Source organism: Oceanobacillus longus, assembly GCF_042650085.1.
GTDB classification, from domain to species: Bacteria; Bacillota; Bacilli; order Bacillales; family Amphibacillaceae; genus Oceanobacillus; species Oceanobacillus longus.
Genome location: NZ_JBHSAO010000011.1, coordinates 340,163 through 366,744, shown reverse-complemented (window position 1 = coordinate 366,744; position 26,582 = coordinate 340,163). Strand labels below are relative to the sequence as shown.

Sequence of the window (26,582 nt, the reverse complement as noted above, 5' to 3'; positions counted from 1 at the left end):
TAGATCCGTCAAATCACTCTCTCATTACATCGGGTAAAAATGTAACCAAATCTGGAAATACAATAATAATTACGATTAAAAACAAATTAAGTAAAACAAAGGGAATGGATGCTTTATATATATCCATCATAATCGTCCCTTTAGGAGCCACTCCTTTCATAACAAATAAACCAATTCCAAATGGTGGAGATATATTTCCTATTTCAATGGCAATAAGTAATAAGACCGCTAGCCATAATAAGTTAATCTCCAGAATTTCTACTATAGGAATAAAAATAGGAATGGTAACCATCATTATAGACAATGGTTCCATAAAAGAACCCATGATAAGAACGATTAAAATCATAATTAATAAGATGATAACAGGGGCGAAGTTTAGATTGCCTACAATACTCACTAGGCCTCTTGTTGCTCCTGAATAGGATAATACTTGACTAAATACTTTTGAACCGGAAACAATAATTAAAATCATTACGGAAATGTTTAATGATTTGATAAAAGAGGTAACTATCACTTTTTTATTAAAACTATTATATCCAATAGCAAGTATAATGCTTCCTAGTACACCTAATGCAGCAGCTTCAGTAGGGGATGCAATTCCTAAGAATATGGATCCAATTACAAATAGTATAATAAGACTTAATGGCAAGATGTACTTCGCGGTAAGTTTTAATCTTTCTCTTATAGAAATCATCTCAATATCATAGGCTGGAGCCATATGGGGTTGTATTTTGGCTCTGACGATGACATACACTGAAAAGAGTAAAGCCATTAATATTCCAGGAACAATAATTGCAATTAGAAAAGCCCCAACCGATATACCACTCATCGAAGCCATAAGCACTCCTAATGCACTAGGAGGAATCATGACAGCTAATCCCCCACTCGCCAGTATCGGACCTATTGTAAATTCCTTACTGTAATTTTTCTTTTCCATTTCAGGTATTAAAGTTGATCCAAGCATTGCTGTACTCCCTATAGCAGATGCAGTCAATGTAGATAACATTGCCCCTCCGCCAATTGACAATAGACTTAATCGTCCTGGCAACTTTCCTAACCATTTGTCTAATGTATTAATCATTTTAGGGGCGATACCAGATTGAAATATAATCTCTCCCATTAAAATAAAGAGTGGTATTGGCAGTAAAGTAAACGTTGTAAGAGAATCTTTAACACTTTTTATTACAAGTAATAGCCCTTGTTCTCCTCCCCACAAAAAATATGCTGCTACGATATTGACTAATATGAAAGCAAATGCTACCGGAACCTGAATGAACATAAGAAAAATCAGTGCTATTAATATGATTAATAGCAATAGCCACCATTCCATTGCCTAATCACTCCTTAACAGAATCGAATTGTAAAGCAAGTATTTTTCTACAAAACTCTAATAACATTATTAAAGATCCAACGGGTATGGCGATATATATATACGCTTGAGGATAGGCAAGGAGAGACGTGCTACGTAAATCACGTGCAAATGCATCTAAGGTGACTAAAGTTCCGTAGTAAACCAGAACTAAACATACAATGATTCCTAGCAAATAAATTAGAATTTTTGAGTATTTGCGGTACGTTTCACTTAAAAGTGTGTCTAATATGTCCACGGTAACATGTCCATTATTCCGAAGAACATATGCACCTCCAAGAAAAGTCAGATATAGCAACATATACTCATTTATTTCATTAATCCAATAGTAAGAAGTTCCAAAAAAGGCCCTAGAAAATATTTCAAAAATAATAGAGAAGGTCATTCCAAAGAGAAGTATGCAACCAATTGCAGCGAGAATGTTTTCAACAAAAGTAAGTATTCTATTAAAATAAAAGAATAACATAATATCCCTCCTTTATTAGAAAGGGTTGCTTTCAAAATCAAAACAACCCTTGAAATAACCCTCTTTTTAGTTCGTTATATCGAAAAGTTCCTTAATAACGTCTACTTCATCAGGTATGTCGCTTTCAAATTTTTCCCAGTAAACATCGTTAACAACTTCTTGGAATCTCTCACTATCCTCATCACCTAAATCAATGATTTCTACATGTTTCAGACTGTTCTCCCATTGTCTCTCACTTTCCTTTTCAAAATGAACCAACATATCATATTCAAATTCCTCTGTCGCTTTTAGTAACGTTTCTTGAAGTTCAGAAGGAAGAGTTTGAAATACATCCATATTGAAAAATATCGCATTGTTATTATTTAAAAACGGCTCGTTGATAATATAATTAGTAACTTCGGTCAATCCATCTTCATACGGCCCTAAAATAGGATATCCATAACCATCCACCATGTTTCGATCGATAGCAGTATATATTTCAGCAGGCGGGATGGATACAGGGTTCACCCCAAGTCGATCTAATATATCCTGGTAAACAGGCGATGTTCTGAAACTTAATCCCTTTAAATCCTCTAAGGTTTCGATTTTCTCATTACTCCATAAATAGAATCCCATACCGCTAATATAACGACCTAGATATTTAAGATTGTGATTCTCAAATTTCTCAGATAAGTAATTAAAATATCCATTTTCTCGTTCTTCATGAGGTGTGTATGGAGATAAGTGCAGCGTATCTGCTTCTGGCATAATGTGTGAAAAAAAAGCAGAAGCATTAAATGATACGTCAACAATACCATTACTTACAGCATCAAACTGTTCTTCCCTCGGTATGACTTCGTGTCCACCGACCCATTCAATTTGCACTCTTCCAGCTGTGCTCTCTTCGATTTTTTCTATCCACATTGGCACTACATCTTTTGTAAGTATATTGTCAAATCCCATATAGGCAACCAACTCAAAATTATAGACTTCTTCAGAATCACCTTCATTATCTGCTACTGTCTCGACACCATCTGTGTTGTTCGTGCAGCCGACTAACATGATTAGGAAAGGCACCAAACAGACGAACATGTTGAATAAGGCAGGCTTACTTTTTTTCATTAAAGCTCCTCCTTTTAAAGAATTAATGGAATATTTGACAGTAATAAGAATTGAGAAGACTCATGCACCGTTTTCGAATATATCAAAGCTTTTAAACATAGTTTGCCATTAGCATTAAAAATCTGAATCTATAAAGTTAAAAGTCTATTAGTTTACAGTTGCATGACCTAATTTCAATCTGGATGATTGAAGTATTCATATTAACAAACCGCTAGAACATCACTCACTTACTTTTCATTTATTGGCATATTTCTATAAGATTCATGTTGCTAACTTTCCATCAGGGATCTTATAGAATATATCACTTCCTATTAGATGCTTTGTTTCTCACAGGTATCTTTACACTTATTAAATCAAGTCCCTCATGATTATTCGCAACTCCAAGAATATATCTATCTGGTCTAATAATCATAGCTTTAATATTCTGGTCATCCATGTAATCCATGATTTCATCGCATTCATTTGACAATACTTTAGCATCTACTTCTTCCCATATTTTTCTAGTTTCAGCCGATACATTTTCTAATAGTTCTTCCTTGATAATTACTGAAAATCTATTCCCTACATAATCATCCATCCTTGTCCCGTCATTGAGCTTTGGTTGAGGAGAAATGATACCCGCGAGTTTATCTTTATTATTTTGTAATCCACTTCCAAGAGGATACGATAAGGTTGCTATTTTTTCATTCCCTTCTAACATTTTCTCATCGCGTTTTTTTGCTACTTCAGGATCGGTTGTTTGCACAATACTACCCAATTTCATAGACATATCCATAATGGAATGAAAATGTGGTTCTCTTTCCAGCTCATACGATTCTAGTAAACTATGATCCGCTTCTCCCCTTATTACCATTGGTAACTTCCATCCTAGATTCGCTGCATCCCTAATACCAGAACACATACCTTGACCAAAAAATGGAGGAGTTAAATGAGCAGCATCACCAGCTAAAAACAATCGCCCTTTACCCCAATGCTCAACTATAAGAGAGTGGAAAGTATAAAATTTCGCACGCACTAGATCTGCATCTTCTGGAGTCACCCACCTACTAAGAATTTCCCATATATTATCTTTTCTTTCCATTTCTGTTTGATCATCACCAGTAATTTCCATTATTTCCCAACGATACCTTCCGAACCCTACTGGAACAAAGGTAATTGGACGGGAAGGTTCACAATATTGAATGAGATATTCAGGTAAGTCCAGAGGACGTTTAGCTAAAATATCAATTATTAGCCACGGCTGGTGCATGCCATAATCGTTAAATTTAGTTCCCATTTCCTTACGTACCATCGACTTACTTCCATCGCATCCTACTGCATACAAAGTAGTTACTTCCTTATATGTTTCCGTATTTCCATCTCTAACTTTAATCACTGCTTTTTCTTCATCTTGGGACACTTCAATTACTTCATGTTGTAGGAATAAACTTACATTCTCATATCTCTCTAGTCCTTTTCTTAAAACCTTTTCTAATTCTGGTTGATAAAACATATAGTCACTTCCCCATCCAAGAGGGCCAAGATCTTCCGGCATTTCCCACTCCATTAGCGTTTTTCCTTCATCATTATAAAAATGCATTCCTTTTGGACGATTTGTGATTTTCAGTACTTCTTCAGATAAACCGATGGATTGCATGATACGCATTACTTCCCCGTCCATATGTTGAGCGCGAGGAGAATGATAAACGGTAGGCTCCTTTTCAAAAATTCCTACACGAAGGCCTTTCTCTCCCAAAAAATTTGCTAAAGTCGCCCCAGTTGGTCCACAGCCTACAATAACTACATCAAAATCATAATTTATCATTTTAGCACATCCTTTTCTAAGATCTTGAATAAAGTACGTTAAACAATAATGAAACTAGCCATAAACCATTAAAAACTTGTAATCTAACAATTTGGTAACGTTTTCATATAACGAATTACGAAGATTTATTAACAGGGTTATACATTTGCTAAGTCGACTTCAAACTCCGTTCCCCAAGAACTTAAACCTTCCCATCTTCTTGGCGTTAATGGTAATTCTTCGTGCCATGGTTTAGGTTCAAAGATTCCTAACTCTGGAATATATCTATCCATATCAATAAACAGTTCAACCACATTTCCGTCTGGATCATAATGATAGGTAGCAATATTATGTCCTGAAGTATGTCTTGATGGTCCCCAAATTATTTCATAGCCATGTTTCGCTAAGACTTCTGAGCTCAGATACTGATGACTCGAATCTTTTAATTCGAATGCAATGTGATGTAACTGATTACTTTTATTTGAAGATACGATATTTAATGTGTGGTGATCATGATTACATGTTAAAAAATTAGCAAAGTTATCACCGATAGTATCTGTAAACATGAATCCTAATGCTTCCTCATAAAACTGTATTGTTTTCTGCATGTTTTTTGCATAAAAAGCAATATGTCCTAGCTTATGTGGAACAATACCCGTATTTCCATAACCTGTTGCTGGCATATCCATCTCTGTAAATAATTCAATTACATTCCCATCAGGGTCTTTCACTTCTAACATTTCCCTTACACCAGGCTGTTCGTCTGATTTTATTTGAGAATGTATACCTTGCTTTTTTAACTCTTCTTGTACTTCACCTATAGATAGCTTTCCATCTAATTGATAACCATAGCGCTTAATTCCTTTATGCTTATGTGGAGTTAATACAATATTATGATGGTCTAAACCATTACTTAGGTAGGCACTTCCATCTTCAGTTTTTTCAGATAATCGGTAGCCTATTGTTTCTGTATAATACTGAACCATCTTTTCAATGTTTAAACTTCCAAACATCGCATATGCCAATCTAAACACTTTAATATTATTCATATCCATTACTCACTCCAGTGTAGTTATATTTATTAGAGGTTAAACAGTTTACTGGAAGTATTTAATTCATGTTAAATCAACCCCTATCAGGTAATTTTGATAAATATTATTTATTTGTATATTTTAATAAATATTATTTCTTTATGATTTTTATGCACAAAAAATTATTGCTACCACTATTTCTTTATAAATTTTCCTGAATAAGGAAAATTTATAATAAAGCATTTTCTTTTTACAATAGCGAGAACAATGACATAATAAGCTATTATTCACATTGCGAATAAATTCTTCTGGTCTCTTTACTTACGATTAAAATAAAAGAACCTTCATCCGAATAAACTAATTTAAAATTGAATCAATTCTACTAGTCATGACAGATTCCTTTTCGTTTACTTAATCTATGAAGTATATGAACTTAATATTACAGATAAAAACTAGAACTAATAAACAGATGCGTCAAATAAACCCTAGATTTTACTTTCAATCTTTTTAGTTTTAAACATTAATTCATAAAATCTGTTGATTAGTGAACGTTCGACGGGTTTCGACAAATCCCAAAAAGTGACAGGCACCTAATTAATCCTATTATCTTTGAAAACTGTCTCAGTGACACTCCTTTCATCGCCTTAAGTTTTGCTAATATACCATTTCTTTTCTATGTTCTTTGTCCATTTGCTGTAGGGTGCTTTTATTTAAAATCTGTAATTGAAATAAAATCCCTTTATTTCAATTACAGATTTTCTAACTTTGACTGTATCTTCTAGGCATTGATAATCATTAGGTTGCTGCATTTATTCAGTATACAATCGAATCACTTTATCTAGTGAAAATAGATTAAGCCCAAAATCTAATCCTTTCCCATCTAAAAAGCTTTGCTTTTTAGATACCTTCACAATCACAATCGAAACAACATTGTGTATTTGGTGGCATAAAACATAACAAAAATTTATCCCACTTTAAAATACCCCCTTTTTCAATCTCATTTCGATTGTAGTTATAGAAATAGCATCAACTCACCCCACCCCGATATGCCGCCACCTCCTATCCACACCATCCTTCAACTCCGCACTCCGCACCCTGCTCTAATCCCGACGATTCATGCTCCCGTTTAATTAATGGGTCAGCATTCCCGCTCCATTGTGGTCCAAATTGTGGTCCATATTGCGGTCCATACGGTAGGCTGCACTCCCGGGATCACTCTCATTCACTCGTTCATCCAAAAACGCTGCATCCGGATCCTCACCCTCCGCCATCCGATCTAACGAAACAATTTGATAAGAAGCTGCTCGATTTCCGCCTCGCGACTTCACACGAATATATCCCTTCTCCTGCAGCTCCCTCCGTTCCCGTTTAAACGTGCTATCTGTCAAATTTGCTTTATAACAAAGCATTGACATCGCAGCAGTAAACTCCTGTCTCCACCCTGCGCGATTATTGACATGCATCAGCACATGCCAAAGATTCGCTGCCGAAGCTGACAGCGGATTCGTTTCCAAATGATTATAAAATGTATTGACTTGTTTGATGTAATTCATTGATTCCACCATTTCAAAAATAAATAATTTTCTATACGTACGATGCGAAGCTGCTAGAACCATACTTAAAATCAATCCAACGCCCTTAACAGCCCCTATAATTCCATTAATCTCTCGACAAAATCATCTAAAATTCGGGAAGCGAGAGGTACCGGCTGAGGCATCAGTCCGCCAAGGAAGCAAAAGAACCGTCCCCGTGCTACCGTTTTAGTTTTTTTCTTACTTGTTTGCCCCAGCTTTTGACGGCTTCGGGGGTGGTGTTTTCTTGGTTGAAGATGTCTTTGATGGACATGTTCCCCAGGATGTGAAAATAGATCCACTTCCACTGATTCTCGGTTAGTTGTGATTTAAGTTGTCTCCATTGAAAGGGGTCGTCAAGTACGATGTCGGGTACATTCGGTATTGGATATGACGCATGACTTTTACGAATATAATTGCCGTCCTGTAGTTCCGTCTTCGTTTGTTCGCGGCTTTTTTCTTTTCCCCTAGGAATTTTTAAAAAATACACAAACAACCCCCGCCGAAAGTTCAATTTTCAGTGGGGGTTGTCGAAGTTAGACACTTTTTTATTTAATTTGTATATTTCTCATTTGAAATAAAGTTGCATTCATCCATAAAAAGGGCTCTATAGAGCGTGGCTCCTTGCGTGATCTACCTAGATAATAGCCTTAAAAAGGGAGAAATACGTTGCGCAGTCACCTGCATTGATATTTTCTAAGTAAAAAAGACCAAGTGTCTCTAACACTCAGTCTAAGTCATAGAAATATTTATTTTTAGGTAGCAACACCTGTCCCGTGTCCCACTTTTTATTATTCTGAATATGTATAAATCCCAGTACCTGACTGTACATTTAATTTAGGAGACTGGGACTTTGAATTTTTCTAAGTTTATAATAAGTTTAATGATCTATTATTTATATATTGCGCTGCTGAAGCACCAGCTGTTTTTCCAAATACAGAGCCTGACATAAGACCAGAACCACCGGGGTAATTATGATAAAATAAACCACCCACCATTTCTCCCGCAGCGTATAAACCAAGTATAGGCTTTCCACTTGTATCAAGAACTTCCCCATTAGTATTGGTTGCAATACCACCAAATGAGAAAGTAATTCCACATGTAACTGGAAAAGCATAAAAAGGTTCTTTCTCAATTTTTAATGCCCAATTTGATTTTGGTGGTGTAATATTTTTTGTCGATTTTCCATCCTTAATACTAGGATTGTAATCTCCATTCTGCACACTATCATTATATTCTTCAATCATCTTTTTAAATTGAGTAGGATTAATTTCCATTTTTTCAGCTAATCCTTCTAATGTTTCCGAAGTGATTTTAGTCGCTTCATCTAACCCATACTCCTCTCTTAACATGGAACTTACTTGAGAGTCATAAATTTGAAAGGCTTTTTGATCTGGTTGCTTTAAGGTTTCCCTTCCATATTTAGCATAAGTATAGTTTCTAAAATCTGCTCCTTCATCTACAAACCTTTTACCTTTATTATTAATAATAAGTCCTAATGGATAAGATGATTTTTTATAAATATCTCCAGGTTTTGAAAAGTCCCCTACTCTAGGAGCATTATAATCTGTTGTGTGTGCATGGCAACCGTTATAGTGTCCTTCTCGTTCAGCACCGACGTCTACAGCCATCCGCAATCCATCTCCAGTATTGAATTCTGTTCCTCTGACGACTGCGTTTTCCCATTCTTTACCCAGAAACTTCATTCGTTCTTCTTTATTAGCTTCAAAACTTCCACATGCTAGTACCACCGAAGAAGTTTCAATTAAATGTTTGTTCCCGTCGGTACCTTCGTAATAAATCCCACTAATTTCATTAGAGGATTTTTCTAGTCCTACCGCTTTGGCTTCGTACTTTATATTAATACCCTGTTCTTCAACTTTTGATAGTAAAGTTTCAATTAATCCAATTCCTTTTCCTTTTGTTTTAACAGGTAGGCCTCCCCAAAATTCTAAGACATTATTTCTTTTAAAGTATTGGTTTTCATTAAGTTCAAATTCAACTCCTTGATCTTTCATCCATAATATAGTTTCAAATGATTTATTAACTAAATGTTCAGCTAACTTGGGATTACTTTCATTTTTAGTAACCCTCATAATATCATTGTAGAAATCTTCATTTTTATAGACTGGCATTGATATAGATTTTATTTCTTGCTCTGTTAATTCAGGTATTACTTGCTGAATTCCATAAATATCCCCATATGCAAAACGAATAGCACCATCCGTAAAAAATGAATTACCCCCTCTTTTATCTTTTGGACCCTTTTCAAGTATAAGTACTCTACTATTATTTTCCTTCGCTGAGAGGGCTGCACTTAATGCAGCATTCCCCGTTCCGATAACTACTACATCATACTTTCCCATAATTTGATCTCCTCTACAATAAATTTATTTTCTGAATAGTTCATGAGAATAGATTAAAACAGAAATAAATATAAGTGAAATACTTAATTTTTATAGAGATCCATAATTTTTTTTTATGTTTAAGTTATTTTCATCATCAGTATTTAGTAGCTATAATTTATAAAGAGCTATAGTTACTTTTCAAGAATTCAATAAATTTATTAATAATTGGATATTGTTGCTCTTCCTTTCTATATAGTAACCATGTTTCTCTTAAAATCGGTTGACCGTTAGTTTCTTTGAGAGGAACTTGATTGAGATTTCTATGTTTTTTAAGTCCAATGCTTGGGATAATTGCATAACCAAGACCTTTCTCTACTAACTCAATACATGTTTCCACATTATCTATATCCATTGTGACAAATGGAGGTTCATTATAATTTTCTTTCCACCAGTTATCAATTGTTTGTTGCAACGCGGGGTCAGTTTTAAAATTGATTCTTGGTATATAAGGTAAATTTGCAATATCTATACCACCTTTATAAATAATGCAAATTGTTTCTTTATCCAATAAATGCTTTTCATGTTTCCAAATGACCTTTCCTCTAATAATTGCTAAAGCCACCTCATCTTCCTCTATCATTTTAAGAACAGATTGGCTCCATGAGGTAACAACGTTAAATTGTACTTTACTATAAACATCTAAAAATTGTTGCAATATATCTGGTAATGCATATCTTGCTAAATTTTGAGAAACGCCTAGTCGAATAATACCTTGTTCAAACGTATTACTGTTTTGTAAATGATCTTTTAATTTCTGATAATCATAAAGAACTTTTTCTGCATATTGGATAAGATAATCCCCTTCTGCAGTAAATTTAATTCCCTTTTTAGATCTCACTAAAATTTTAGTGTCTAATTCTTCTTCTATTGATTTGATTTTATACGTAAGAGAAGGTTGAGATACAAATAATTTTTCAGCTGTTTTGGTAATATTTCTTTCCTTCGATAGAACCTTTAACATATATAAATCTTTAAAATTCATAAGTACCTCCTATTTATCCATAAGTGTTTTTTATTAAATTCAATAAATTTTATGTATTTGCATTATTAATCATAGTATAATAAATTATATTTTATAGCAAAGGTTCCATACAATTAAAATGTATGCGTTTTCCGAGGAGGTAATGGCAATCGATAAGTACAATTTATATATTAATGGCAGATGGAGAGAAGGAGAAGAGAGAGAGTATTTTTCTTCAGTCAATCCTTTTAATCAAAAAGAATGGGCAAAAATTACGCAGGCGTCTTCAAAAGATGTGCATGATGCAGTAGATGCAGCTAGTAAAGCATTTGATTCATGGAAAAATGTAAGCGGAAAAGAAAGAGCTCAGTTATTGAATAATCTTGCAGAGCTTATAGAGAGAAATTTAAATAAGTTAGCAATATTAGAATCCACAGATAATGGAAAAGTCATCCGGGAAACTTTAACCCAAATGAATTTTGCGGCTAGAAATTATCGGTTTTTCGCTGGATACGCTGACAAAATATACGGAAAGACTATTCCATTAGACAATAATGACTTATTTAATTACACCAAAAGGGAACCACTTGGTGTTGTTGCATTAATAACTTCTTGGAATTCTCCTATTTCAATATTGACTAATAAATTAGCTCCGGCATTAGCTACGGGAAATACAGTTGTAATTAAGCCATCTGAACATGCAAGTGCCACCACGTTAGAATTAGCAAAGTTGATTGATGAAGCAGGCTTTCCTCCTGGTGTAGTAAATGTTGTGACAGGAGACTACAAAACAGGAAATGAATTAACTCAATCTGCTAAAATCCAAAAAGTTAGTTTTACTGGTGGAACAGAAACAGGAAAGATTATAGCTAAAAATGCTAGTACGAATTTGGTTAAGAACACACTAGAATTAGGAGGGAAATCACCAAATATTATTTTTGAGGATGCTAACTTGAATGCTGCTCTCTCAGGGGCTATGGCGGGAATTTTTGGAGCTAGCGGACAGACTTGCATTGCTGGATCGAGACTTCTTGTTCAAGAATCAATATATGATAATTTTTTAGAGCGGTTAATAGAAAAAGCAAGTCATATTAAACTAGGTAATCCTTTAGAGATGGATACAGAAATGGGGCCTGTAGCAACCGAAAATCAATTCAAAATGATTCAGAAAATTATTAAAGAATCTTTTAAACCTGAGACTAAAGTAGTTTTAGGATACGAACATTTTAAAGATCAATTGCAGCAACTAGAGGGAGGATATTTTATTCCACCGACAATTCTTGCTCCAGTAGATAATGAGAGCATAATTGCTCAAAAAGAAATTTTCGGACCAGTTTTATGTGTTATCCCATTTAAAGATGAAAGTGATGGAATTCGAAAGGCTAATGAAACTCAGTTTGGATTGGCTGCTGGAATCTGGACGGAAAACATAAAAAAAGCGCATCGGGTTGCAAATGAAATCCAGGCCGGAACTATATGGATTAATACGTATAGGTCAACTGCTGCACAGGCTCCTTTTGGTGGGTTTAAATCCAGTGGATATGGTAAAGAAAGAGGTGAAGAAGCACTCTACGAATATACACAAGTAAAAAACATAATGGTGAATTTATCAAATGACGAAAGAGACCCATTTAGTATACAAAATTAAAATTGGAGTGATTCGGTGAAAGATATAAATATAGGTATCATCGGTCTTGGTCAAATCGGTGGATCAGTTGCGAAGAGATTATTAAAACAAAATTATAATGTCTACGCATATGATTTAGTCGATGAGAAAAGGAAATCATTAGAGAAGATAGGTGGAAAAACTTTTGAGACACCGCAAGAAATATTAAACAATGTTTCAACTCTTATTATAAGTCTACCAAATGATGAAGCAGTTCTTAAAACCATAGGCAATCTTAAATTGGGTTCAGTGGACCATTTAACCATTATTGAAATCAGTACAATATTACCTCAAACTATCGAAAAAATGTATGAATTGTGCTCTCCTTATCATGTCAAGATAATTGAAGCACCAATAAGTGGCGGTCCAAATGAAGTTGACAAAGGAGAGTTGAGTTTTATTATCTCTTCAGAAGAAATGATTTACCAAAGTAAATTGCCTATTTTTGAATGTCTTGGAAAAGACATTCATTATATAGGGGAAAATATTGGAGAAGCAAAAGCACTAAAGTTAATGAACAATATCATGACTTTAGGAAATATACTAGTAGCCTCATCTTCTTTTTCCTTAGGTTTAAAAGTTGGTATGGATCCTCAATTAATGTACAATGTTCTATCGCAAACTGGTGGAACATCGCATCATTTTGTTAAGAGATTTCCCAAAGTAATTGATGAAGATTATTCTCCATTATTTTCGAATAATCTAGGATTGAAGGATTTGAGGTTAGCTATAGAATGGGCTAAGAAAGAGGAATTAAATATAGAATTATTAGAAGTACTCCATCAATTTTACCAAAAATCTGTTGATGAAGGTTTTGGAGATGAAGATATTGTATCAGTTATAAAATATTTTATGAAGTATACAGATACAAATAACAAATTAATTATCAATTAAAAGGAGATGTTTCTATGAAAAGAATAATATTATTCCTGTCGTTTATTTTATTATTGGCAGCATGCGGGTCTGCGGAAGAGTCATCTGAGGCCCAGAGTAATTCTCAAGATTTAACTATTACAACAGGAGCTCAGGGAGGAAGCTGGTATCCAATTGGAGGAGCCCTAGCAGAATTAATGAACAAAAACATGGATGGAATTACTTTTTCTTCGGTGCCAGGTGGCGGAACTTCTAATCCACAATCAGTAGCGACAGGAAAAGCCGATATTGGGTTTAGTTATAATTCAACCCTAGTATCCGCACAAGATGGCACCGATCCATATGATGAAAAATTAGATGGATTAAAAGCCGTAGCAAAAGTATACGATATGGCTTGGCATGTAATTACACCTTCGGATTCCGGAATAACTTCTTTTGAAGATATTGCCGAAAACCAAATGGGAGTTAAGTGGGCACCTAATAAAAAAGGGACTGGTGACGAGTGGATTACAAATAAAGTTATTGAAGAATATGGTTTTAATTATGATGATATTGAATCATGGAATGGGAAAATGAACTTTGTTTCTATCTCCGACGGGCTTTCCTTATGGAGAGATGCCCACGTAAACTTATATTCAGCTCATACACTACCACCACAGTCATCATTTATTGAAGCAACAATGTCTGTTGAGTCTAACTTCTTATCTATTAGTGATGAAGTTCTTCAAAGTTTAAATGAAAAATATGGTTTAATTGAAGCAACTATCCCTGCTGGTACGTATGAAGGCCAAGAGGAAGATGTGAAAACAGTGACAATGCCAATGACGATTTTTGCTCATGAGGATGTATCAGAAGATGTCATCTATAATTTCACAAAATTACTAGATGAAGAAACTGAGTACTTAGCAACTGTTCATCAAGTGTTCAATAACTTTGATATTGAGAAAGCTGGCAAAGATACAGGAATAGAACTCCATCCAGGAGCTCGGAAATATTATGAAGAAATTGAAGTAATTGAATAGGTTAAATTTCTCCCATTAAAGAGGTGAAACAAACATGAATCTAAAAAAGGTGAATCATTATCTAATAATAGTAGTAGCAATATCAATGTCACTCTTTCATATTTATACTGCTGTCTTTGGAAGCCTTGAAGGAATGTTACAACGTAATACCCATTTACTATTTGCGACAATATTAGTATTTTTAGTGTATCCCATAGTGAAAAATAAAGAAATAACAAATAAGTATATTATTACAAACTGGCTTATAGCCCTATTAGCTAGTACTCCATTTTTATGGATTATCTATGATTATTCTAGAATAATTGAACGATGGCCATTAGCTGATATTGTTACAACGAGTGACTTAGTTTTCGGTAGTTTAGCTTTAATTGTAGTTTTAGAGATTACAAGAAGAACTATGGGAATTCCAATGGTAATTATTGCCGTCACTTTTATTCTATATGCCTTATACGGGCAAAACCTTCCAGGAATTATAAGTCATAGAGGCTATGGTTTACCTATGATTATTGACCAAATATTTTTAACTACAGAAGGAATTTTTGGAATTGCTTTATCAACTTCAGCAACTTTTGTCTTTCTCTTTATTTTATTTGGAGCATTCTTAGAGAATACAAAAGCTGGTAAGTTTTACATGGATATTGCCTTCGCTACTACAGGAAAGACTAGAGGAGGCCCTGCAAAGTCAGCAGTTGTTGCCAGTGGCTTAATGGGATCTGTATCTGGGTCTGCTATAGCGAATGTTGTGACAACTGGTTCTTTAACTATACCATTAATGAAGAAGGTAGGTTATACCCCTAATAATGCAGGAGCAATTGAAACTGCAGCTTCTGTTGGAGGGCAAATAACCCCCCCATTAATGGGGGCTTCTGCTTTAATAATGGCAGAATTCACTGGAATTCCCTTTGCTTATATTATTTTGGTTAGTATCATACCTGCCATTATTTACTTTATGAGCGTATTATTAATGGTGCATTTTAGTGCTATTAAGAATAATATAGAAGGAGAAAAGGCAGAGAATTTACCTAACTTGATTGATACATTAAAGGAAGGATGGCATCTTGTAATTCCCTTAGGTGTTCTAGTCTGGTTATTAGTCGAAGGTCGTACACCTGTTAATGCGGCAATATGGGGAATTATTTCTATAATTGTTGTTTGTTCTTTACGAAAAGGTACACGCTTAAAAATGCAATCTTTAACGAAGTCACTTATCGATGGAGCAAAGGCCTCCTTAATTATAGCAGCAGCAACAGCTTGTGCAGGAATTATCATCGGAGTCTTCTCATTAACAGGATTAGGCATGCAATTTTCATCCCTCATTATAAATATTTCAAATGGTCACCTTTTCTTTGCTCTCATACTAGTAGCAATCTCTTGTATCATTATTGGAATGGGGTTACCGGTGGTAGCAGCATATATTGTAATGAGTGTAATGGCAGCTCCAGCTTTAGTCGATTTAGGAGTAGATTTACTAATTGCACATTTAGCAATCATTTGGTTTACCCAATTATCGAATGTAACGCCACCAGTTTGTTTAGCCGCCTATGCAGGATCTGCCATAGCTAAAGGAGATCCAATTAAAACTGGGTGGATATCGCTAAAATATGCAATAGGTATTCTAGTAATACCATTTGTATTCGTTTACAATCCATTATTACTAAACGGAACTGTCTTTGAAATTGTTATCACTATTGTATCAACCATATTCGGATTTGTGGCATTAGCATCTTTCCTTGAAAGTCATTTATTAAAACGATTAAATAAACTACAAAAAATTCTATTATTTCTTTCAAGCATTGCATTATTTATACCTATAATGCTAATTAAAGTACTCGGATTAGCTTTAGTTATTGTCGTCTTCTGTTGGCAATTTAAACAGGATAATACTACAACAGTAAAACCAGCTATTCATCAATCTAATTAAAATTTAAATGTACAATTTTACAATGTCGCACACTTGTGTACTTTAGCAAATTAACGTAGTGGGTAACTGCCTCTTTGACATTGACTGCATCCAGATCTTTGTGTTTGATTTCAGTCAATGAAATGAACTAACCCTGACATTGTTTTACCATCGAATGACAAAAATTATACCAATCTCTTCTCTCTATTAATATTTGTATAATATCTATTTCGTTTAGTTACAGTAATAAGGTTTACCAGTTATGCAAAATACTTAGGGACCTCACGGTCCCTAAACTTACATAATCCTATAATACTCCCATACCAATTAGAAAATAAGAGATTTTGATAAGATAAACAGCCATTGGAACGATACCACACCAATGGCTGTTTATTACTTTGATTTCCTACTTACCAGTAGTTACTGTCTATCGTCCGCAACTAGCGGCTCAAACTCCGCACAGCTGGCTTATTCCGTCCGCAATATTCAATTATTATTATAATGCCATGCTAACAGATAAATATGTGATTTAGATGCGTTGAGGAACAATTAAAAAGATAGCAAACTTTAAATTTGGCAAACCAGAATTATTTTTAAAGCTGCTAAGTTATTTATATCTCTTTAACTCACCAGCTTCGCCCGAGATACTATAATTCATAGTTGCTCAAAGCCTTATCCCATATTACATTTCTAACAAAAAATACTTTAACGCTTTAACTCACTGGGTTCTGACCCATTGGCCTCAGAATCACATATGGAATCAATCATTACCTTCCTAAATGGTTAAAAAGTGCCATAGACATTTCTTGTTATACCGTGGAAAAGCAAATGGAGCGGACATTAGCATGCATCTTAGCATTTTCTTCTCATAGTAGGAAGGCTGTATATGGCATGTAAACAGGTGTATGGATTGGGGATTAAGATTAGATACAAATAAAAGATTCACCTTTCAGCGCCTTAACTCTACAACGTCCCGGAGATTGACTATTGCCCTTGTTGGACCAAGGTACCTATACCAGTAACCTTTTCTATTCAATACAAATAGTTGTTTTTCAAGATGAAATACGAGTGCAATTAGAAACAACGATATTTCCACGCACTTGGAATTGCCGCGCTTTCTGAGAAAGTAGTAGTTCCTCCTCTTATTCTACGGTTGTAAAATTATGGTGAATGAACATTATGCATATCAGTTGATACGGGAAATGGTTCTCTTTAGCTTCGTAGTCGGTTGGATCTTGATCATCTTATAGCTAGATTTCCGTAGATGGGTTGGAGATGTTGATACTTTTAAATTATTATCCATTGCCATTCTTTTTTACTTTATTCATAACAAATCAGATAACCCCCAGTTTATTAATAAACGTATACCTGCTTCAACTTTTTAATTTCCTTTCTTTTTTCATCCATCTTTTTATTTACCTTATCCATCAATTGATATCTATCAATTCCCAGTCTTGTCGCAATTGTTGTTGGTATACTAACCACTCCCATATCAGTTAGTAAGAATGCAAGTGTACCTGCTCCTAAGGATATTCCTGACTTTACCATTTTTTCAAATGAATTAGAAATCGCATAGTTTAAGCTTTGTTTGCCCATCATTAGTTTCCTTCCTTCGCTTAAGGTGATGATCACAAAGGATGAGAACGGAAAAATATAATCGGATACGTTATTCATAACAGGGTTCTCTATATAGCTTTCTAAATCAGCATCACTTATACCGCTTGCATGCATCTGTTCCACAACTTTATCAGGGTTCTCAAATACTTCATCAGTTGCAATGACATCTATATTAGGATTTTCAGCAATTGCTGATTTCACATAACTTAAGGATTCTGTCGCTTTTAATTGAAAATCCTCATCGACAACACCATTTCCATTTACTATTTGCAAGTCCCATCCAGGCTGTGTAGGACTGTCTGCGAGTACGGCAGTCTGTCCATTTTCTAGTTGAATATCCCCTATGGCTTCACCTGAATTTAATTCATCACGAACCATAACTTCAAAATACTTCCCTTTCCATGCGGTGAGCAACCCAACTAGTGCTTCTCCATCCATTCCTTCAAGATCCGATAGCTCTTTATTTGGAAAAGCAAGAGTAAATGATTCTTCCATTTGCGGGGTTATCCGCTCATAATGAACACCTTGCATCAGATCCGTTATTCCATCCAAAGCCACAACCGAAGCGGCAATTTCTAATAGTAATTGTTCACGCTCCTTAATGTATCGTTTGTAAAGGGAGGTGATACCATCTTTCATTGATACAGATGTCCTTTGTTCCCTATATTCCAAAGCCAAGTTATTCAATTCATCCTTTTGATTCATTCAATACACCTCATGTTGTCAGCCAGATATTCCAAGCGATTAGTATAATAATTACAATCCCTGTTACAATCCAAGTGTATGTTTGTCTCTTTTTTAAACTTAGGATATTCTCTTTCATCGAAGATTCCATGGTTGTAAAACGCTCATTAAATTCGCTTTGCATAGTATTGACTTTCCCGAAAATTTCTAAGGAGGTATTATTAATGTTCTCGTTTATTTCCTGTTGCGTTACATCCATCCTGTTTTCCAATTCGATCATATCTTGCTGAATAAGCTTTTCAATCTCTTCGAATCTTATATTAGTTTTCTCTTCAAATACTTCTAGATTAGTTTTTATTTCTTTCATTTCTTTACAGTTAGCAGCATAGTTTTTATGTATTTTAGCTAATAACTCTTGAGCTTTCTGTTCTATAATACTATTTAATTCCCCTAATATACTGGTGAGCTTATTAGCTTGCATTTCAGCTTTTTCTGTGTATAAAGAAAAAGTATGATCCCATTCATCTTCCGTTTGATTAATGATTTGCTTCAGCTCTGTCTTATTTTGCTGGATCAGTTCATTAGTCTTCTTTAGTTTGTTCTCAATACTTTCTTCAAAGTCAGTAATGTTTAGTTTTACATGATTTATTTCTTTTTTATATTGTTCATGCTTTAACCGAATTTCCTCTGAAAAGGCATCACTTCTGGGATCTATATGTTTATGTAAATCACTATTTCTTATAGTATCAATTTCACTTTTCGTATTATCGATTAGCCTACTACTATATTTTTCAGCTTGTATGTTTTTGATTTTTCGTTCAAGTGTTTTTAATTTCCGGTTCATGCCTAATAATATTTCACCATAAACTTCACTATATTCGTCTACAACAGCTTGTGTATCTTTCCCTGTAAATTGATCAAGAAAGCCCATTGAATTCACCTCTAGGTATATTTTACCATATATTGTTGTTAATTGAACAAAACATTATTTAGGTTTCTGGGTAATAATGATTATTTTTATTTGAAAAAGGGGAGGGGGAAGAGTTGAAGAATTATTAAATTAGGGGGCAATTACTTTTCAAACTTCTTAAACCCAATTTAATAACCACCATTTCTAAAATTGTTCACTATCAGTTATGCTTAGAATATGAATAAGGGGACTCCAGCAAAGCCAGAGTCCCTCTCAAATCTAAAATTATTGTAATAACTGTAAAACACCTTGTGGTTGTTGGTTGGCTTGCTTCGCCGCTATGTCTTTCGAGCATAGAATAGACTATATCTTCACCCTTACCTGCTTCATAAGGGGCTGGGCACTTCGAATGATCAACGTTTTGATCACCCTACGAATCTCATTACCATGAGTTTGACTGTTAGGCAGTGCATTCTAGTCGTTGAACCTTCGCCAGGTTTTCACCATAGGCGCTTGGCTGCTGATTATCCATTGTTTCATTGCTTTGTTTTTCAAACCTTCACGTCTGCCGTTTCCAGCTACGTTGTGGTACAAAACACTTTAGGAAGTTCCAGCAATTCACCCAGTTATCCTCTAATCCGTTACCAGATTAGACGCCCTTCCCAGTAACTATTGAAGAAGTTGTAATACTCCTTGTGGTTGTTGCTGGGCTTGAGCTAACATAGATTGTGCCGCTTGAGAAAGGATATTGTTCTTAGTGAACTCCATCATTTCTTTCGCCATATCAACGTCACGGATACGTGATTCTGCAGCAGTAAGATTTTCAGAAGAAGTATTCAGGTTATTTATGGTATGTTCTAATCTATTTTGGTTTGCCCCTAGTTTAGAACGTTCTTCTGAAACCGTCTTGATAGCAGCATCAATATCTGATAAAGCTGTTTGTGCATTGTCATAAGTATCTACTGAAGTAGCTGAAATGCCCAAACCATTTGTAGTCATATCATTAACTTGAAGTCCCATCGTCTGGCCCTTATTTGCACCGATTTGGAAGTTATTATTTTCTCCGCTAACAGAGACAGTGGTAGCTGCTATATCTTGAGCCTCATATGTAGCGTTAGTTTGAATTGTCAGTACGTTTACACCTGTATTTACTCCTTTATCTGCATCCCAACCACTAAAAGATAGGCTACCTGCACCGTCAGTTGTGTCAGCAGCTTTTGCTACTACAATACCTCCTGAAGTTTGTAATTCATAACCGTCATCAGTAGCATTTGCAACGATATCATAAGTTTCAGTGGCACCATTTGCACCTGCAGCTAATCCACCAGAAGTAGTAATAGTAGCAACACCAGCTGTATCTAGAGCTGTAGTATCAGTTATATTTTGGTTTACATTTGTACCAAATGTACCATCTAAAAGTTTTTGAGTATTAAATTCTGTTTGAGTACCAATTCTAGTGATTTCTTCTTTTAGTTTTTGTGCTTCGTCGTTCAAAGCTGTTCTATCATCATCGGTATTAGTACCATTTGACGATTGTACAGCTAACTCACGCATTCTTTGTAAGATTGAATGAGTTTCATTCAAGGCACCTTCTGCTGTTTGTATTAAAGAAATTGCGTCTTGGGAGTTATTCGAAGCCTGTTCCAATCCACGAATTTGTCCACGCATCTTCTCAGAGATTGCTAAACCTGCCGCGTCATCTCCAGCTTTGTTAATAGCAAGACCTGAAGAAAGTTTCTCCAATGAATTCTGTGTTGCACCTTGGTTTGCTCCTAATTGGCGATGTGCATTAAGAGCCGAAATATTGTGATTAATAATCATTTTTCCTTACCTCCATGTTTTTGTTTTCTAGCAAGTCACATCCATTTGGCTTGCTGATCTATAATAATTCCAATTAGTTGGAATCACTACCATTGAAAATCTCTCCACGAATTATTTGAAATTCTTGTGGAGCGCTAATTCGTAATTGTGTATAATTACTTAGCTTGTCTTCCCGTCTTACTACTTCAATTTCAATCTCTCGTCCCTGATTGTCTACTAAATAAACTTTTTCACCGGGCTTTCTTCCTAACGTTAGGGCCATGGCTCTCATCCTCCTTGATGATCTATTATTTATATCGGCTGATATTTGGATTGTTTAATAGCTTTTAGAAATAAATTTTAAAAAACTAAATAAATTATAGTATCACGATGCTGTTATTTTAAATGAGATACGAATAACTTGATTACAAGGTGACGACTCTATCATCCACTATTTACCACCCCTTCAAAAAATGCCCATAATTTTTCTCTATACACCACCCAGAAAACAGAATATACTAGCTACGTGAGTATATTTTACTAGATATAGGGGGAATTTCGTTTGATAAAGAGACTAAGTATGGTAATCACTGGGATGATAGCTGTGCTAATTATTAGTGCATGTGGTTCATCAAGTGATAATAACAAGGCCACTGATACAAAAAAAGAAACAAGTGGTAGTGAAGTGGTAGAAGTAGCAGTTGAAGCAGAGGAACCTGTAGAAAATGAAGTACCAGAAGTTCCTTTTGCTGCAGAAGATTTTGTTGTTGAAATTACTCCTAATGGGAACATTGATACAGCTGGTGGAGTTGAATATTCATTTACTGTTCAAAATAACTCATCGATTCCTGTTCAAGAATTCAGCGCTGACATCAAATTGGAGTTTGAGGATGGACAAAAAATGATGGAAACGGTAGACATCTATACAACAATATTGGATGGAGAAACTATTGGTGATTCTAGTGCAACAGTTTATCCCGAACCGGCATCACTCATTACATCTTATGAAGTTATTTCCTATCAACTATTAGATGAAAACGGTATTTATTATGACATAGATTTACAGTTAGGAACTATTGATGCTAGCGACTATGGTATGTGGGATTTGTCTGAACAAATTCCATTTAGTATTGAAGATTTTACTGTAGTAATTAACCCTAGTGGTCATATTGATACAGCTGGTGGAGTAGAATATGCATACGAGATCGAAAATAATTCAGTAATTCCCGCTAAGGAAATTAGCTTTGATGTATTAATGGAATTTGAAAACGGAATAAAACAAGTTGAATCTATTTCTGAATATGACACTTTAATGAATGGAGATATCATCGGGGATTCCAATGCAACGGTATATCCAGAACCAGCAGCAAAAATTAAATCATACAAAATTATTGGTTATCAAATTACTGACAAAGACAACATCTATTATGATGTAGACACACAGTTAGGTATTGTTGAGGCATACGAATAAGGTAGAAGCACAATTTAGGAGCCTGTAAGTCACGCTCCTAAAAACAAACAAAAAAATTTGGTTAGTCTAAAGGGTTCAGTGATTACACACTGAACCCTTTAACACAGTTTTATTCAAAACGTATTATAAGCCCTATAAGCCTTCATAATATTTACGTTATTTCTTATAATCGACATTCTCTTCAATAAAATTATAAAGCTTCTGACCAATGCTATCTTTTCTACCATATTCCATTTCTTCAACAACGTGTGCAACTAGTCCAACGGCTCTAGAGGCTACTGCAAGTGACTTCACATGACGATAATCAAATTCCATATCTGAAAAAATTGCGCCAATTGCACCAGCTACGTTCAAAGTAATATCCTTGCCTTTCCTTTCGCAAAACTGTTTATGAATTTCTAATATTAACGCAGAGTTTTTACCTTTAAAACCTAATTCATCTGCAATGTCAAAAAGTTTACTCGTTCTCGGATCTTCGGGTTTATGCATCGGATGTCCAAATCCAGGGAATTGTAGTCCTGCTTCTACTCTTTCCTCAAGTACTTTTTTAGCTATTACACGAATATCCTCGTTTTCACCATATTTTTTAAATGCTTCTTGTAACATTTCAGCCACATATTCCATTGCTCCTAAATATACTGTACCAGCACCAAGTAAACCTGCAGCAACAGCAGATTGTGCAGATTCTGGTGCCCCGAGATAAGTCAATCTTGTAGAAACAGAGCTCGGAGTAAAACCGTGTTCACTAACAGAAACCAACAGTGCATTTAACATTTTAGATTCATTTTTAGTTGGCTTTCGATGTTTTGCACCTAAAAACGCCATATCTGCAAGCGTAATTTCTCCAATTAAATCCTCCGTCAAATCATATCCATGTATATAAATTTTTTCTGGTGTAGATTTACCAACTTTAGTAGGAAATTTCATATTTATTCTCCTTTAGCTTTTTTTGACTTATGTTCGATTCTATTTCATAAATTGTGGCAACCAAGTTGAGATACTTGGTATCGCAATAATGATTATTAAAACGAAAACCATAACCAACATAAAAGGTAAAACTCCTTGTACGGCATGCCCCATTTTCTTCCTCGCAATAGAAGAAACAACAAATAAATTCAACCCTACCGGTGGAGTAATCATTGCAAGCTCAATGTTTATTGTCATTACAATAGCAAAATGAATACTATTAATATCCAACACTTCCAGAACTGGAAGAAATATTGGCAATGTAATTACGATTACGGATATAGGATCTAAGAACATGCCTAATATAAAAAATAAAATCCCAGTACTGATGAAAAATAACGTCTTACTCATATTTGCATCTTGAATCCATTGACCTAGTTGTTGAGGAATCTGCTCATTCGTTAAATAAAGGCTGAATAAACTAGCAGCTCCTATAATTAGGAATATCATTGATGTGATATTAATCGTTTCTACAAGAATCGGACGAACATCTTTCCAAAGTAGCTCTTTATAAATGAACACTGAAACAAAAAGTGCATAGAAAACAGATATTACTGCTGCCTCTGTTGGTGTCGCTACACCACTATATATACTACCTAATATAATAAATGGTAAAAATGCACCCCAAATTGCTTTTAAAGAATGTTTTCCCCTTTCTGCCCATGATGATTTACCTTCTGATTTATATCCATTTTTCCAAGCAAAGAAGATAGCAACAGTAACTAAAGCAAGACCTAGTAGAATTCCTGGAATAATACCAGCTATAAACAAGTCTCCGATAGACACTTGAGCAATAACACCATACATGATTAACGCTATACTAGGTGGAAGGAGAATTCCTAAGGTACCACCCGCAGCTACGATTCCCATTGAATATTTTGCGCTATAATTATTTTTTATCATGGAAGGAATCATGATTGCTCCGACTGCTGCTGCTGTAGCAGGGCTTGATCCTGAAATGGATGCAAAGAACATACAGGCTAAAATAGCAACAACGGACAACCCACCGGGAAGATGTGCAATCCAACTTCTGATAGCCTCAATGAGATATTTTGTAATACCACCTTTGGCAAGAATCACCCCTGCAAGTACAAAACCCGGGATTGTCATTAAGGTGAAGGAATCCAGAGAAGAAAACATTCTATGGGCGAACATGTCCAAATTAAAGTTTCCTTGTAAGAGCATAATTATCGATGATACAGCTAGACTTATAGCGACTGGGACTCTTAGAAGTAACAAAATGAAGAATATGCTAAACAGTAGAATCATCGTTTATTTCCTCCCCCCTAATGGCATGAATAAATTGTTCGATAAACCGAAGGCAAAACAATATTCCTGAAGTAGGTAAAATGAGATAGACAACCCATAAAGGAATGCTTGCATTCATGGAAGACATTCCAGTTTGATAGTTGTGCATAACGAGACTCCCGCCATAATAAATATAGAAGATACAAAAGATGATTCCTACAGATACAGAGAATAAATCAACGATTCTCCGATAAAAAGGAGATAAAAAGTCATATAAAAAGTCAATTTGTACATGTCTTTTATTTCTAAGTGCCACTGCAATTCCAAATAATGCTCCCCAAATAATTAAATAGATAGAAACTTCTCCGATCCAAGCTTTTGAACTGTTAAAAAGGAATCTCATGACGGTTTCATAGAAGATGAGGGTTATCCCCGTGACAAGAAATGTACCTGAAAGTACATCTTCCATCAACGCCCAATATTTTTTTAAGGATTTCAATTTTAGCCCTCCTCTTATTAATGCTTATCTTAAAAATTTATCTTTGAAGCACCTTATATTAACCTGCCGCCTAAATAATAATTCTAATTCTAAAATTCTATACTAAAGAGAGCCACAACAACGATAGCTCTCTTTAGGAGTAATCATCATCTAGTACAGCATGGATACATTTCTTATTCTAAGTCTCTTATTCCATCAATAATTTCAGGTGTTATGACATCTCTATATTCTTCATATACAGGTTGAAAAGCCTCGACAAACTGTTCACGGTCCGCTTCGCTAGGTTCAATAACTTCCATACCTTCATCAATTAATTTTTCTAAGCTTGTTTGGTTGTTCTCTTCAGCTATTCCCCATTGATATTCACTTGCTTCTACAAGAGCTTCTGAAACTTGCCCTCGTAAATCTTCCGGAATCGTATCCCAGAAATCTTTATTCATAATAACAGCATAATCGATTCTTCCATGATTACTTAATGTTAAATAATCTAAAACTTCATAAAAGCTACCTACATCCATTTGATCCGGAGTAACTTCTGCACCATCTGCTACACCTTGTTGTAATGCTGTATAAGCTTCAGCCCAAGCAATCGTAGCAGTGTTAGCACCGACAGTATTATACTTTGCTTCAATTAATTGTCCAGATTGTACACGAAATGTTAATCCTTCTAAATCTTCTGGACTACTTATTGGTCTTTGACTATTTGTAAAGTTTATAAATCCATTCTCCCAAAATCCTAACCCGATTAAGCCATTGTTTACTAATTGCTCACTTTCTAGTAAACTCTGTGCAGTCTCACTTGTAAAGAAGTCTCTTAAATGGTGTTTATCTTTAAACAAATATGGTAAATCGATAAATTGCCATCTCGGATCAAGTTGCACAAGCTTAGACATAGAAGGAGCAATCATTTCTACATTTCCAGATAAAATGGCATCTAGTTCTTCACCATCTCCATATAACTGACCAGAATCATACACTTCCACTTTGACTTTATTATCGGTTTTTTCTGCTACCAATTCAGCAAACTTTTCTGCCGCTAGACCTTTTACATTATGGGGTGGAGCTACATGAGAGAACCTGATGACAATCTCATCATCTGTACTTTCATTATTTCCATTTCCTTCATTAGTTGCCTCACTCTTTCCTGCACTATCATTAGAACAAGCCGCGAAAACAACTAAAAATATACCAATCAATAGGAACATAAGTAGCTTTTTCATTCTTCTTCATCCCCTT

The 26,582-nt window shown here is 34.9% G+C and carries 22 protein-coding genes; 5 read left to right on the top strand and 17 right to left on the bottom strand.

The features are described 5' to 3' along the window. Window positions 1-13: 13 nt before the first annotated feature. From ACFOUV_RS15660 to ACFOUV_RS15620, 9 genes are all read right to left on the bottom strand, one after another. Window positions 14-1,330 (bottom strand): TRAP transporter large permease, encoded by a 1,317-nt coding sequence (locus ACFOUV_RS15660; RefSeq protein WP_379497722.1) that lies wholly within the window; start codon window positions 1,328-1,330, stop codon window positions 14-16. A 7-nt stretch (window positions 1,331-1,337) separates the two neighbouring features. Continuing rightward, a complete protein-coding gene (locus ACFOUV_RS15655) occupies window positions 1,338-1,835 on the bottom strand; it encodes a TRAP transporter small permease (protein ID WP_379497721.1) in 498 nt (165 codons plus the stop codon). A 66-nt stretch (window positions 1,836-1,901) separates the two neighbouring features. After that, on the bottom strand, window positions 1,902-2,936 hold the full coding sequence (gene dctP / locus ACFOUV_RS15650) for a TRAP transporter substrate-binding protein DctP (RefSeq protein ID WP_379497720.1): 1,035 nt from the start codon (window positions 2,934-2,936) through the stop codon (window positions 1,902-1,904). A gap of 301 nt (window positions 2,937-3,237) precedes the next feature. Beyond that, window positions 3,238-4,740 (bottom strand): bifunctional 3-(3-hydroxy-phenyl)propionate/3-hydroxycinnamic acid hydroxylase MhpA, encoded by a 1,503-nt coding sequence (gene mhpA, locus ACFOUV_RS15645; RefSeq protein ID WP_379497719.1) that lies wholly within the window; start codon window positions 4,738-4,740, stop codon window positions 3,238-3,240. A gap of 137 nt (window positions 4,741-4,877) precedes the next feature. After that, window positions 4,878-5,774: a VOC family protein gene (locus ACFOUV_RS15640; RefSeq protein WP_379497718.1), complete on the bottom strand. Its 897-nt coding sequence runs from the start codon at window positions 5,772-5,774 to the stop codon at window positions 4,878-4,880. Window positions 5,775-6,880: 1,106 nt separating this feature from the next. Then, the gene (locus ACFOUV_RS15635) at window positions 6,881-7,378 is read right to left on the bottom strand and encodes a hypothetical protein (protein WP_379497717.1); all 498 of its coding nucleotides are present in this window, start codon (window positions 7,376-7,378) and stop codon (window positions 6,881-6,883) included. A gap of 124 nt (window positions 7,379-7,502) precedes the next feature. After that, window positions 7,503-7,811, bottom strand: a complete 309-nt coding sequence (locus tag ACFOUV_RS15630) for a hypothetical protein (protein WP_379497716.1) — start codon at window positions 7,809-7,811, stop codon at window positions 7,503-7,505. 379 nt (window positions 7,812-8,190) lie between these two features. Beyond that, window positions 8,191-9,687 (bottom strand): FAD-dependent tricarballylate dehydrogenase TcuA, encoded by a 1,497-nt coding sequence (gene tcuA, locus ACFOUV_RS15625; protein ID WP_379497715.1) that lies wholly within the window; start codon window positions 9,685-9,687, stop codon window positions 8,191-8,193. Window positions 9,688-9,844: 157 nt separating this feature from the next. Next, entirely contained in the window at window positions 9,845-10,711 is an 867-nt protein-coding gene (locus ACFOUV_RS15620; protein WP_379497714.1) for a LysR family transcriptional regulator, read from the bottom strand. Between the two features lie 142 nt (window positions 10,712-10,853). On the opposite strand from ACFOUV_RS15620, the gene ACFOUV_RS15615 reads away from it, so the two are divergent. From ACFOUV_RS15615 to ACFOUV_RS15600, 4 genes are read left to right on the top strand one after another with little or no spacing between them, the layout of a single operon-like run. Next, window positions 10,854-12,338: an aldehyde dehydrogenase gene (locus tag ACFOUV_RS15615; protein WP_379497713.1), complete on the top strand. Its 1,485-nt coding sequence runs from the start codon at window positions 10,854-10,856 to the stop codon at window positions 12,336-12,338. Window positions 12,339-12,353: 15 nt separating this feature from the next. Next, window positions 12,354-13,250, top strand: a complete 897-nt coding sequence (locus ACFOUV_RS15610; RefSeq protein WP_379497712.1) for an NAD(P)-dependent oxidoreductase — start codon at window positions 12,354-12,356, stop codon at window positions 13,248-13,250. A 14-nt stretch (window positions 13,251-13,264) separates the two neighbouring features. Further along, window positions 13,265-14,251: a TAXI family TRAP transporter solute-binding subunit gene (locus ACFOUV_RS15605; RefSeq protein WP_379497711.1), complete on the top strand. Its 987-nt coding sequence runs from the start codon at window positions 13,265-13,267 to the stop codon at window positions 14,249-14,251. A 34-nt stretch (window positions 14,252-14,285) separates the two neighbouring features. Next, window positions 14,286-16,172, top strand: coding sequence for a TRAP transporter permease (locus ACFOUV_RS15600; protein ID WP_379497710.1), 1,887 nt, complete (start codon window positions 14,286-14,288; stop codon window positions 16,170-16,172). 1,332 nt (window positions 16,173-17,504) lie between these two features. On the opposite strand, the gene ACFOUV_RS15595 is transcribed toward ACFOUV_RS15600, so the two are convergent. The 4 genes from ACFOUV_RS15595 to ACFOUV_RS15580 all read right to left on the bottom strand — a co-directional run bounded on the left by ACFOUV_RS15595 (window position 17,505) and on the right by ACFOUV_RS15580 (window position 21,445). Continuing rightward, window positions 17,505-18,473, bottom strand: coding sequence for a hypothetical protein (locus tag ACFOUV_RS15595; RefSeq protein ID WP_379497709.1), 969 nt, complete (start codon window positions 18,471-18,473; stop codon window positions 17,505-17,507). A 10-nt stretch (window positions 18,474-18,483) separates the two neighbouring features. Further along, window positions 18,484-19,383 carry a hypothetical protein gene (locus ACFOUV_RS15590; RefSeq protein WP_379497708.1) on the bottom strand — a complete coding sequence of 300 codons (900 nt, stop codon included), beginning with the start codon at window positions 19,381-19,383 and terminating at the stop codon, window positions 18,484-18,486. A 648-nt stretch (window positions 19,384-20,031) separates the two neighbouring features. Then, on the bottom strand, window positions 20,032-21,183 hold the full coding sequence (locus ACFOUV_RS15585; protein ID WP_379497707.1) for a flagellin N-terminal helical domain-containing protein: 1,152 nt from the start codon (window positions 21,181-21,183) through the stop codon (window positions 20,032-20,034). A 73-nt stretch (window positions 21,184-21,256) separates the two neighbouring features. Further along, window positions 21,257-21,445: a carbon storage regulator gene (locus tag ACFOUV_RS15580; protein WP_379497706.1), complete on the bottom strand. Its 189-nt coding sequence runs from the start codon at window positions 21,443-21,445 to the stop codon at window positions 21,257-21,259. Between the two features lie 279 nt (window positions 21,446-21,724). Between ACFOUV_RS15580 and ACFOUV_RS15575 the strand changes: the two genes are divergently transcribed. After that, window positions 21,725-22,633 carry a hypothetical protein gene (locus ACFOUV_RS15575; RefSeq protein WP_379497705.1) on the top strand — a complete coding sequence of 303 codons (909 nt, stop codon included), beginning with the start codon at window positions 21,725-21,727 and terminating at the stop codon, window positions 22,631-22,633. A 156-nt stretch (window positions 22,634-22,789) separates the two neighbouring features. On the opposite strand, the gene ACFOUV_RS15570 is transcribed toward ACFOUV_RS15575, so the two are convergent. The 4 genes from ACFOUV_RS15570 to ACFOUV_RS15555 form a co-directional block, all read right to left on the bottom strand. Further along, complete coding sequence (locus ACFOUV_RS15570) at window positions 22,790-23,560, bottom strand: citryl-CoA lyase (RefSeq protein ID WP_379497704.1); 771 nt, start codon at window positions 23,558-23,560, stop codon at window positions 22,790-22,792. A gap of 39 nt (window positions 23,561-23,599) precedes the next feature. After that, window positions 23,600-24,868 (bottom strand): TRAP transporter large permease, encoded by a 1,269-nt coding sequence (locus ACFOUV_RS15565; protein WP_379497703.1) that lies wholly within the window; start codon window positions 24,866-24,868, stop codon window positions 23,600-23,602. Beyond that, window positions 24,852-25,346, bottom strand: a complete 495-nt coding sequence (locus ACFOUV_RS15560; protein ID WP_379497702.1) for a TRAP transporter small permease — start codon at window positions 25,344-25,346, stop codon at window positions 24,852-24,854. The genes ACFOUV_RS15565 and ACFOUV_RS15560 overlap by 17 nt, the downstream gene beginning before the upstream one ends. Before the next feature lie 173 nt (window positions 25,347-25,519). Continuing rightward, the gene (locus ACFOUV_RS15555) at window positions 25,520-26,566 is read right to left on the bottom strand and encodes a DctP family TRAP transporter solute-binding subunit (RefSeq protein ID WP_379497701.1); all 1,047 of its coding nucleotides are present in this window, start codon (window positions 26,564-26,566) and stop codon (window positions 25,520-25,522) included. Window positions 26,567-26,582 lie beyond the last annotated feature (16 nt).